This is a genomic window from Bradyrhizobium sp. 153 (assembly GCF_023073835.1).
Classification (GTDB): domain Bacteria; phylum Pseudomonadota; class Alphaproteobacteria; order Rhizobiales; family Xanthobacteraceae; genus Bradyrhizobium.
Genome location: NZ_JADPKH010000103.1, coordinates 75,001 through 85,234, shown reverse-complemented (window position 1 = coordinate 85,234; position 10,234 = coordinate 75,001). Strand labels below are relative to the sequence as shown.

General features: G+C 64.8%; 10 protein-coding genes and 1 pseudogene (1 of these 11 cut by a window edge). 8 read left to right on the top strand and 3 right to left on the bottom strand.

Features of this window, described 5'->3' with window-relative positions; all coding sequences use genetic code 11:
* Window positions 1–70: 70 nt before the first annotated feature.
* Entirely contained in the window at window positions 71–613 is a 543-nt protein-coding gene (locus IVA91_RS26560) for a methylated-DNA--[protein]-cysteine S-methyltransferase (protein WP_247276773.1), read from the bottom strand.
* A 135-nt stretch (window positions 614–748) separates the two neighbouring features.
* On the opposite strand from IVA91_RS26560, the pseudogene IVA91_RS26555 reads away from it, so the two are divergent.
* Both IVA91_RS26555 and IVA91_RS26550 read left to right on the top strand, forming a co-directional pair.
* Window positions 749–1,566: pseudogene (locus IVA91_RS26555) on the top strand (alpha/beta hydrolase).
* Between the two features lie 2 nt (window positions 1,567–1,568).
* Window positions 1,569–2,381, top strand: a complete 813-nt coding sequence (locus IVA91_RS26550; protein ID WP_247450476.1) for an alpha/beta hydrolase — start codon at window positions 1,569–1,571, stop codon at window positions 2,379–2,381.
* A 49-nt stretch (window positions 2,382–2,430) separates the two neighbouring features.
* Here the strand turns inward: IVA91_RS26550 and IVA91_RS26545 are convergent, their stop codons facing one another.
* Complete coding sequence (locus IVA91_RS26545) at window positions 2,431–2,886, bottom strand: carboxymuconolactone decarboxylase family protein (RefSeq protein WP_247276787.1); 456 nt, start codon at window positions 2,884–2,886, stop codon at window positions 2,431–2,433.
* Between the two features lie 100 nt (window positions 2,887–2,986).
* Between IVA91_RS26545 and IVA91_RS26540 the strand changes: the two genes are divergently transcribed.
* From IVA91_RS26540 to IVA91_RS26515, 6 genes are all read left to right on the top strand, one after another.
* Window positions 2,987–3,844, top strand: coding sequence for a sigma-70 family RNA polymerase sigma factor (locus IVA91_RS26540; protein ID WP_247276775.1), 858 nt, complete (start codon window positions 2,987–2,989; stop codon window positions 3,842–3,844).
* 84 nt (window positions 3,845–3,928) lie between these two features.
* Window positions 3,929–5,185, top strand: a complete 1,257-nt coding sequence (locus tag IVA91_RS26535; protein ID WP_247276776.1) for a M20/M25/M40 family metallo-hydrolase — start codon at window positions 3,929–3,931, stop codon at window positions 5,183–5,185.
* Between the two features lie 195 nt (window positions 5,186–5,380).
* A complete protein-coding gene (locus IVA91_RS26530) occupies window positions 5,381–6,058 on the top strand; it encodes a GntR family transcriptional regulator (RefSeq protein ID WP_247276777.1) in 678 nt (225 codons plus the stop codon).
* Between the two features lie 140 nt (window positions 6,059–6,198).
* Complete coding sequence (locus IVA91_RS26525; protein WP_247276778.1) at window positions 6,199–6,999, top strand: phytanoyl-CoA dioxygenase family protein; 801 nt, start codon at window positions 6,199–6,201, stop codon at window positions 6,997–6,999.
* Between the two features lie 167 nt (window positions 7,000–7,166).
* Window positions 7,167–8,480 (top strand): Gfo/Idh/MocA family oxidoreductase, encoded by a 1,314-nt coding sequence (locus tag IVA91_RS26520; protein WP_247276779.1) that lies wholly within the window; start codon window positions 7,167–7,169, stop codon window positions 8,478–8,480.
* Between the two features lie 178 nt (window positions 8,481–8,658).
* A complete protein-coding gene (locus IVA91_RS26515; RefSeq protein ID WP_247276780.1) occupies window positions 8,659–9,747 on the top strand; it encodes an ABC transporter substrate-binding protein in 1,089 nt (362 codons plus the stop codon).
* A gap of 240 nt (window positions 9,748–9,987) precedes the next feature.
* Here IVA91_RS26515 and IVA91_RS26510 read toward each other — a convergent pair whose 3' ends face one another.
* Window positions 9,988–10,234 carry the 3' portion of a hypothetical protein gene (locus IVA91_RS26510; protein ID WP_247276781.1) on the bottom strand. The gene runs 341 nt beyond the window's last position, so the window shows 247 of its 588 coding nt (coding positions 342–588); the start codon falls outside the window, past its right edge; its stop codon occupies window positions 9,988–9,990.

Here is a 10,234-nt window from a genome sequence, read left to right as displayed (position 1 = left end):
GGCACACGCCGAGTCTGTTTGATTGAGGGGTGCCCCCCCCCTCCGGCCCCCCTCCGGGGGGTGGCACCCCTCAATCAAACAGACTCGGCGTGTGGTTCACCAGCGCGCCTTCGATCTCGAGCATCTTCAGCTTCGTCACCACGCCGCCATTCGCCGAGAAGCCGCCGGGTTTGTTGCCGGCCGCGAGCACGCGATGGCAGGGCACGACGATCGGGCACGGATTGCGGCCGAGCGCCTGGCCGACGTCGCGCGACAGTTCGACGCCGCCGAGCCGCTTGGCGATGTCGCCATAGGTCATGGTCTTGCCCGGTGGGATGGTGCGGGCGATATCGTAGACGCCGCGGTTGAACTCGGGCACGCCGTCGAGGTCGAGCGGGATGTCGGTGAGATTATCGGGCTCGCCGGCGAGCAGTTTGACGATGCGATCGATCGCCTGTTGCACCTCGGCGGTGGGCTCGCCTTCGGTCGCCTCGGCATGACGCTGATGGATACGGGTGCGGATCTTTTGCTCGCCGCCCATCGGCAGTTGCGTGCCATTGATGCCGCGCGGGCCCCAGGCGATGGCGCACAGGCCGATCCTGGTGTCGAACAGGGCAAAATGCTGGTCAGTCATGGCTTGGTTCCTGGCTGCGTCCTTGTCGCATGCCCGATTGTGTTGTCCGCTCGAATTTAGGCTTGGAAATAGTTGCGATCCACCCGGTTTCCGGGAATCTTGCACAGAGTTCCTTTTCCTTCGCGCGAGCCCAGAATGCAAAGCCTCCACGTCAACGGATACGACATGCCCTATCTCGACGTGGGCGAAGCCAAGGGCGGCCCGCCGCTGGTCTGCGTGCACGGCTCGCTGAACGACTTCCGCGTCTGGGGTTGCGTGCTTGGCCCGTTGTCGCAGCGCCACCGGGTGATCGCTGTCAGCTTGAGGCACTTCTACCCGGCGCGCTGGGACGGCGTCGGGGACACTTATTCGATCGCCCAGCATGTCGATGACGTCATCGCCTTCGTCGAGAAGCTCGACCTCGGGCCGGTCGACCTGATGGGCCATTCCCGCGGCGGGCACATCTGCTTCCGCGTGGCGCAGCGGAGGCCGGATATGCTGCGGCGACTGATCCTCGCCGAGCCGGGCGGCGAGCTCGATGCGAGCCTCGATCCCGATTATGTCGGCGGCCCCTCGCCGCTGCTGGCGCGCTTTACAGCATCGGCCGAGAGGATCGCGGCCGGCGACGTCGACGGCGGCCTCGCCGTCTTCGTCGACGCGCTGGAGGGCCCCGGCACCTGGCCGCGGCTGCCGGCGACGGTGAAGCAAAATCTGCGCGACAACGCCATGACGCTGATCGGTCAGGTCGCGACAACCGCCCGCCGTTCTCGAAGGCGGATGCGGAGTCCATCAAAATGCCGACGCTGTTCATCCTGGGCGCGCGGACCAAGGGCCTGCTGCCAAAGGTGCTGCATGCGCTCGCGGCGCATGTGCCCTATTCGAAGAAGGCGATCATCCCGAACGCGACGCACCCGATGTTCGAGCAGGCGCCGCAAAAATACTCCGAAGTGGTCCTGGAGTTTCTGGCGAGCTGATCATGCAGACATTTCGCGTCAACGGTTACGACATGGCCTATCTCGAAGTCGGAGACGGTGCGCCGCTGGTCTGCGTGCACGGCACGTTAGGGGATTTCCGCACCTGGTATTCGGTGCTCGGACCGCTGTCGCGGCATCATCGCGTGATCTCGGTCAGCCTGCGGCACTTCTTTCCCGAGCATTGGGATGCCGTCGGCGACGACTACAAGATGGCCCAGCACGTCTTCGACGTGATCGCCTTCATCGAGCAGGTCAGGCCCGCACCGGTCGACCTGATGGGGCATTCGCGCGGCGGTCACATCGCCTTCCGCGTAGCGCAGATACGGCCTGATCTGTTGCGAAAACTGGTGTTGGCCGAGCCGGGCGGCGATCTCGATGCCAGCCTGCCGGTCCCCGCCGGCACGCCCGCGCATCCGCCGCTCGCCGCCCGTACGGCGCGCTCGGTCGAGATGATCCGCGCCGGTGACATCGAGGGCGCGCTGCAGAATTTTTACGACGGCATCGAAGGCGACGGCTCCTGGCGGCGCGTACCTGCGGCGGCCAAGCAGCAACTGCGCGACAACGCGATCACTTTCCTCGGCCAGATCAACGAGCAGCGCAAGCCCTACACGCTCGCCGATGCGCAGGCGATCAAGACGCCGACGCTGCTGATCGGCGGCGGCGCGACGACAGGAAGCCTGTCGGTGATGTGGCGCGTGCTCGCCGAGCACATCGCGGGCAGCAAGACGGCGGTGATTCCGAACGCCGGCCACTGGATGTTCGAACAGGCGCCGCTTGAGTTCGGCGAGGCGGTGAACAGATTCCTGGCGGAGTAGGAGCGCTCTTCGCCCCTCCCTGCGTCCGGGAGAGGCGAAGGAAGAGGCCTCACACCTTCCAAACGCCGACCGGCATCTTGATCGTCGCATTCAGCCGGTTCCAGACGTTGATCGTCGCGATCGCGAGGATCAGCGTTGCGAGCTCGCGCTCGTCAAAATGCTTGGCGGCCTCGTTCCAGATCGCATCAGGCACCGGATCTTCGCGATCGGCAAGGCGCGTGACCGCCTCGGTCAGCGCCAGCGCGGCGCGCTCGGCCTCGGTGAAATAGGGCGCTTCGCGCCAGGCGGACACGGCGAACAGGCGCTCGTCGGTCTCACCGAGCTTACGGGCGAGCTTCGGGTGCATATCGACGCAGACGCCGCAGCCATTGATCTGGCTGGCCCGCAGGTGCACCAGCTCCAGGAGCTTTTCCGGCAGACCCTGTTTGGTCAGGTTGCCAATGGATTGAAGGTGGTTCATGGCCTCAGGCAGGACCATCACCGGGTGATTCATGCGAGCGTGCATCATCTTGCGTCTCCGTCTGTTGAATTTCGAAGGTTCCGGTCACATCGGCCGGATTGGCCTCGTCATGGGCATGACGGATCGCGATGAGGGAATGTGACCGATGACCGAACAAAATTTTCTCAGCCACCAGTTCGAGGCCAACCGGGACCATTTGCGCGCCGTGGCCTACCGGATGCTGGGGTCCCGTGCTGAGGTCGACGATGCCGTGCAGGAGGCTTGGCTGCGGGTCAGCCGCTACGACATGTCCGATGTCGCGAACCTGCGCGGCTGGCTCACGACGGTGGTCGCGCGCATCTGCCTCGACATGCTGCGCGCACGGAAATCGCGCCGCGAGGATCCGATGGGCCCGCACGTGCCCGAGCCGATCGACGAGACGCGCGAGCGCGAGACGGAGATGGCCGATTCCGTCGGCGCCGCCCTGTTGGTCGTGCTGGAGACGTTGCAGCCGGCGGAGCGGCTCGCGTTCGTGCTGCATGACATGTTTGCCGTGCCCTTCGAGGAGATCGCGCCGATCGTCGGCCGCTCGGTCGAGGCCTCGCGGCAGCTCGCGAGTCGCGCCCGGCGGCGGGTGCAGGGCGCACCGGTGCCCGAGACCGACCTGTCGTACCAGCGCCGAATCGTCGATGCGTTCCTCAAGGCGTCGCGCGAAGGCGATTTCGAGGGCCTGCTGACCGTGCTCGATCCCGACGTCGTATTCCGCGCCGACCAAGCCGCGGTGCGGCTCGGCTCGCTGCCCGAGATTCGCGGCGCCGATGCGGTGGCGCAGCTCTACAAGGGCCGCGCCCAGGCCGCACGGACCGCGTTGGTCGACGGCGAGATCGGCGTCGCCGTCATCCTCGGTGGACATCTGCGCATCGCGCTTCGTGTTACCTTCAACGGCGACCGGATCGCGGGAATCGACGCGCTGGCCGATGCGGAGCGGATCGCGGCGCTCGATGTGGAGGTGCTTGAGCGCTAGCGAAACGTGGCATCCGGATTGCCTAGATGTTACGGTTCCGTCCGATCGTGCGGTGCCGCCGCTCGAAACGGGAAAGGACACCTCATGACATTCCGCCTCACTCCCTTGCTTGCTCTGTCGCTGCTCGGTCTCGCCGCCGGCGTCACGAGCGCGGTCGCGGCCGCCGACGAGAAGCTGAAAGCCGCGGCCGAGCAGGAGAAGGCGCCGCTGATCGAGACGCTGCGTGACATGGTGATGATCGAGAGTGGCAGCGGCGACGCCGAAGGCTTGAAGAAGATGGCCGATTTCACCGAAGCGCGCCTGAAGGCGCTTGGCGCCGTCACGGAGCGACGCAAGACCACCGCCGGCACAGGCGCCGATATGGTGATCGCCACGTTCAAGGGCTCGGGCACGCGAAACCTGATGCTGATCGCGCATATGGACACGGTCTATCAGCGCGGCGTCCTCGCCAGCGAGCCGTACCGCGTTGACGGCAACCGCATCTATGGCCCCGGCATCGCCGACGACAAGGGCGGCATCGCCGTGGTGCTGCATGCGCTCAAGATACTGAAGGATGCCGGCTGGCACGACTATGCCAGGCTCACCGTGTCGTTCAATCCAGACGAAGAGGTGGGGTCGATCGGGTCGGGCGAGATGATCGCGGAGCTCGCCGACCAGCACGACGTCGTGCTCTCCTGCGAGCCGACGGCGGCTTCGCCTCCGGCAAAGAACGACTCCTTGCTGCTGGGGGCGAGCGGCACCGCGACGGCGAAGATGGAGGTGAAAGGACGCGCTTCGCATGCCGGCGCTGCGCCCGATCTCGGCCGCAACGCGCTGATCGAGCTCGCCCATCAATTGCTGCAAACCAAAGACGTCGCCAAGTCGATCCCCGGCACGCAGCTCAACTGGACCACGGCGCAGGCCGGCACCGTACGCAACCAGATTCCGGAAAAGGCCGAGGCCGGCGCCGACATCCGCCTCACCATTCCCGATGGCATCGCCAAATTGCAGGCGGCGCTCGACGAGAAGGTGAAGGAGAAGCTCGTTCCCGACACCGAAACCAAGGTGACGATCACAGCGGGCCGCCCGCCCTTCGTCGCGAGCGGTCGCGGCCGCGCGCTGGCCGAGGTGGGACAGTCGATCTATGCCGAGATCGACCGCAAGCTCGACATCACCGAGATGACGGGAGGCGCCACCGATGCCGGCTACGCCAATCGCAGCGGCAAGGCGGTCGTGGTCGAGAGTTTCGGCCTCGCCGGCTTCGGCTATCATGCCCGCGACGAGTTCATCGACACCAACTCGATCGTGCCGCGGCTCTATCTGATGAGCCGGATGCTGATCGAGCAGGGCAAGATCAAGTAGGACGGCGCCGGGCCGGATCGTTTTCTCGAAAAACAACCCCATGCACAGTAGACGGCGCGAGCGATATCAATAGCTTAGCGCGTTTCGAAATGAGAGGCGGCCATCCTATGGTACCGCTTGACGCCCTCAGCCGCACCGCGTAGCTTCGAATACGGAATTCCGTATTCCGTTTTCAGGTGCCGCGGAGCTGCCGGCGTGATCCCTCTCGACCCACTCCCGAACTTGATCGACCAGGTCTATGCCCGGATCCTGGAGGCGATCTCCGACCGCACCCTGCCCCCTGGCCAGCGCATCCGGCAAAACGAGCTCGCCGACAGGCTCGGCGTGTCGCGCCAGCCGGTGTCGCACGCGCTGCATTTGTTGCACCGGCAGGGCCTCGTCGCCGAGAGCGGCAAGCGCGGCTTTGAGGTCACCCAGCTCGACCCGTCACGTATCCGCCAGCTTTACGAGGTGCGCGGCGCCATCGATGCACTCGCCGCCCGGCTTGCTGCCGAACGTGCAGGCACGGACGCGGCGGGTCGCGCGCGGCTGGAGGCGGCGCTTGCCGCCGGACGCCCCATCGACCGTAACACGACGCTGGCCGAACTCATCGGGCTCGACGTCGATTTTCATCGCGCGATCTACCAGATCGCCGGCAATCCCGTGATCGAGGAGACGATGGCGCCGCAATGGCCGCACATGCGCCGCTCGATGGCGACCGTGCTGTCCGAGCTCGACTATCGCGCCAGCGCCTGGGCGGAGCATGCCGATATCGCCAAGCACATTCTCGCGGGCGATGCGAACGCTGCCGAACGCGCGGCGCTGGCCCATGCGCAGACGGCGGGACGGATGACCGAAGAGAGATTGAGGGCGACGGAAGAGGTTGCGGCGTAACCACAAACGCCGTCATTCCGGGGCACGCGAAGTGTGAGCCCGGAATCTATTGAGCGGCAGAGATTGTGGATGAATGGATTCCGGGTTCGGTCCTGCGGACCGCCCCGCAATGACAACAATAAACAACAGGAGGACGACCCATGAAACTGTCTCAAGAGCAATTGGAGTTCTTCCACCGCGAGGGCTGGCTGTTCCTGCCCGAATTGTTCAGCCAGGAGGAGGTCGGTCTGCTCGCGCGAGAGGCGGTCGGCATCTATGACACCAACCGGCCGGAGGTCTGGCGCGAGAAGAGCGGTGCGCCGCGCACCGCCTTTGCCGCACATCTCTACAACGAGGCCTTCCGCATCCTGGGCGCACATCCGCGCATGATCGAGCCGGTCGAGCAGCTCTTCGGCGAACCGGTCTACATGCACCAGTTCAAGATCAACGCGAAATCGGCCTTCACCGGCGACGTCTGGCAGTGGCACCAGGATTACGGCACCTGGAAGCGCGACGACGGCATGCCGGAGCCGCGCGCGATGAACATCGCGATCTTCCTCGACGAGGTGATGCCGATCAACGGCCCCCTGATGCTGGTGCCGCGCAGCCAGAACGCCGGCGATCTCGAAGCCTCGCATGACCTCGCCACCACCTCCTATCCGCTGTGGACGCTGGACGAGGACACCGTGACACGCCTCGTCAAGCAGGGCGGCATCGTGGCGCCCACCGGCAAACCCGGCGGCATGCTGATGTTTCACGGCAATCTCGTGCACGGCTCGGCCGGCAACATCACGCCCTACCCGCGCAAAATCGTGTATTTGACGCTGAATGCGGTCTCGAACTACATCCGCACCCCGACGCGGCCGGACTACATCGCGCATCGCGATTTCACACCGATCAAGACGGTGGAGGACGACGCGCTGCTGCGGCTCGCGCGTGCGCCGCGGCAGGCGGCGGAGTAGGATGTAGGATGCTCTCATGCCCCGGACGCAGCGCAGCACGTCAGTGATGCGCTGCTGAGCCGGGGCCCACCGACACGGAATTCCCTTACACTGGGTCCCGGCTCTGCGGAGCAGCACTTCGTGCTGCTCCGCGTCGGGGACACGATCATTCCGCAGGACATATCCCCATGAACCTCTTCCGTCTCCTCCAGGCCCGCGCGTCCGCCGGCGAGCCGGTTCGTGTCGCGCTGATCGGCGCCGGAAAATTCGGCTCGATGTTTTTGGCGCAGGTGCCGCACACGCCGGGGCTGGAAGTGCCTGTCATCATCGACATCGATTGCGACCGCGCCCGCGAGGCGTGCCGCATCGTCGGCTGGGACTCGACGCGCATCGCCGCGACCACCTTCACCGATGACGGTGTGCGCGCTATTGCCGGCGGTGCGATGGACGTGGTGGTGGAGGCGACCGGAAATCCCGCCGCCGGCATCACGCATGCGCGCGCTGCGATTGCGGCGGGCAAGCATATCGTGATGGTCAATGTCGAAGCCGACGTGCTGGCGGGCCCCCTGCTCGCAGAGGAAGCGCGAAAAGCCGGCGTCGTCTATTCGCTCGCCTATGGCGACCAGCCGGCGCTGACGGCGGAGATGGTGGATTGGGCGCGGGCCACTGGCTTCCGCGTCGTTGCCGCCGGCAAGGGCACAAAATATCTGCCGGCCTATCATGACGTGACGCCTGATGGCGTCTGGCAGCATTACGGCCTCACTCCGGGCGAAGCGCAGTCGGCCGGCATGAATCCGCAGATGTTCAACTCCTTCCTCGACGGCACCAAATCGGCGATCGAGATGGCCGCGATCGCCAATGCCTGCGCCCTCGACGTGCCCGCGGACGGCCTGCTGTTTCCGCCCTGCGGCGTCGACGATCTGCCACATATCATGCGGCCGCGCTCACGCGGCGGCGTGCTGGAGCGAGCGGGCGTGGTGGAAGTGGTGTCCTCGCTCGAGCGCGACGGCCGGCCGGTGTTTCGCGACCTCCGCTGGGGCGTCTATGTCGTGCTGGAGGCACCGAACGATTATGCTGCCGATTGCTTCAGGCAATACGGCCTGAAGACCGACGCCAGCGGGCGCTTCGCGGCCATGTACAAGCCCTATCATCTGATCGGCCTCGAACTGAACATCTCGGTGCTGTCGGCGGCGCTGCGGAGCGAGCCGACCGGACAGGCCACAGGCTTCCGCGGCGACGTCGCGGCCGTGGCAAAACGCAATCTGCGCGCCGGCGAGATGCTGGATGGCGAAGGCGGCTACACGGTGTGGGGCAAGCTGGTGCCGGCGGCCGCGAGCTTGAAGGCCGACGCGCTGCCGATCGGTCTGGCGCATCGTGTGAAGCTGAAACATGACGTCGCGCATGGCGCGATGGTGCGCTGGAGCGACGTCGAGTTCGATGCGGGCAACGAGACGGTGAAGGCGCGCAAGGCCATGGAGGACGCGTTCGCAGCGCAGCATTGAGGGCGTCGCCGGCAGCGCAACCAAAGTGCGCTTGCTTTGCTGCGGCCCTTTCGTCATCCTGACCGCGATCCGGAATTCGAATTTCGGACGCCAAGAAACGTCGGCCACCGGCGAAGACAAAGCGACGTCAAGATCGCAATCCCCTCGTCGAGGACTCGACATCACAGGAGGGAAACGCATGGAACGTCGTAAATTCCTGACGGCGGGCGGGCTGGGCCTCGCCGCAAGCGCAGTCGCAGCGCCAGCTGTCGCGCAATCGATGCCCGAGGTGAAATGGCGCCTGGCGGCGAGTTGGCCGAAATCTCTGGATACGCTGTATGGCGGCTGCGAATATTTCTGCAAACGCGTCGCCGAGATCACCGACAATAAATTCCAGATCCAGCCCTTCGCCGCCGGCGAAATCGTGCCGGGCCTGCAAGTGCTCGACGCGGTCTCGAACGGTACGGTCGAGATCGGCAATACCGCACTGTATTATTACTGGGGCAAGAATCCCGCCTTCACCTTCGGCACATCGCTGCCATTCGGGCTCAACACGCGCCAGCACATCTCTTGGCTATTGTGGAACGGTGGTCAGGAGATGCTGAACGATCTCTTGAAGGAGCATAACGCGATCGGCGTGCCCACAGGTTCGACCGGCGCCCAGATGGGCGGCTGGTTTCGCAAGGAGATCAAGACCATCGATGATCTCAAGGGACTGAAATTCCGCGTCGGCGGGTTTGCCGGCACCATCATCTCGAAGCTCGGTGGCGTCCCGCAGCAGATCGCGGCAGGCGACATCTACCCCGCGCTCGAGAAGGGCACGATCGACGCGGCCGAATGGGTGGGCCCCTATGACGACGAGAAGCTCGGCTTCGTCAAGGTGGCGAAGTACTATTATTATCCGGGCTGGTGGGAAGGCACCGGCCAGGGCCACAACATCATGAATCTCGAGAAGTGGAATGCGCTGCCCAAGCATTATCAGGCGGCCATTTCGAGTGCATCGCTCGATACCTTCACCTGGGTGACCGGCAAGTACGATGCGGTCAACCCACCAGCACTCAAGCGGCTGCTCGTTGCCGGCGCCATCCTCAAGCCCTTCCCGCAAGAAGTGCTCGAGAGCTGTTATACGGCGGCCGGGGAGGTCTACGCCGACCTCGCCAAGAACAATCCGCATTTCGGCAAGATGTATGCGAGCCTCACCGCCTATCGCAGCGAGTCGCTGGCCTGGATGCAGGTCGCCGAGCTCAGCTTCGACAGCTTCATGATGCGGATGCGGACGCGGACGTAGCTGCATCGCGCTGCAAACAGCTAAAACGACGAAAGCCCCGGAGATGTTTCCGGGGCTTTTGCGTTTGTCCATCGACCCGACCAGTCACTGCGTCGTCCTCGACAAGCGAGCATAGCAAGTGCCGATCCAGGCCCATGACCGCAGAAGCAAATTTGCGGAGACTCGTGATTGCCAGTTCGCCCGACGACGACTTTTCGGTAATGAGTCCGGGCTTTCGCCAGGACGATGCAGGAAACTCGCTCAATTCTCGTCGTCACCGAGCGCGGCGACCAGCTTGTCGTAGTACTTGCCGATTAGGTCGATGTTAGCCTTGTTCTCGATCTGCGGCGCCGGCGTCTTCAGCGCTTCGTTGAGCTCGTCGATCGCTTCCTTCTTGTCCTTGGCCGGCATCTTCTTGTCTGCCTGCACCTGCGCGATCTGGGCCTTGATCACGGCTTCGGTGCCGACATATTTCTTGGTCGCGGGATCGAAGCCGCCGAGCACGAGG

Bases quoted from the DNA above. Each gene is read 5' to 3' on its own strand.
- IVA91_RS26560 (WP_247276773.1), bottom strand. From the start codon at position 613: ATGACTGACCAGCATTTTGCCCTGTTCGACACCAGGATCGGCCTGTGC.
- IVA91_RS26550 (WP_247450476.1), top strand. From the start codon at position 1,569: ATGCAGACATTTCGCGTCAACGGTTACGACATGGCCTATCTCGAAGTC.
- IVA91_RS26545 (WP_247276787.1), bottom strand. From the start codon at position 2,886: ATGCACGCTCGCATGAATCACCCGGTGATGGTCCTGCCTGAGGCCATG.
- IVA91_RS26540 (WP_247276775.1), top strand. From the start codon at position 2,987: ATGACCGAACAAAATTTTCTCAGCCACCAGTTCGAGGCCAACCGGGAC.
- IVA91_RS26535 (WP_247276776.1), top strand. From the start codon at position 3,929: ATGACATTCCGCCTCACTCCCTTGCTTGCTCTGTCGCTGCTCGGTCTC.
- IVA91_RS26525 (WP_247276778.1), top strand. From the start codon at position 6,199: ATGAAACTGTCTCAAGAGCAATTGGAGTTCTTCCACCGCGAGGGCTGG.
- IVA91_RS26520 (WP_247276779.1), top strand. From the start codon at position 7,167: ATGAACCTCTTCCGTCTCCTCCAGGCCCGCGCGTCCGCCGGCGAGCCG.
- IVA91_RS26515 (WP_247276780.1), top strand. From the start codon at position 8,659: ATGGAACGTCGTAAATTCCTGACGGCGGGCGGGCTGGGCCTCGCCGCA.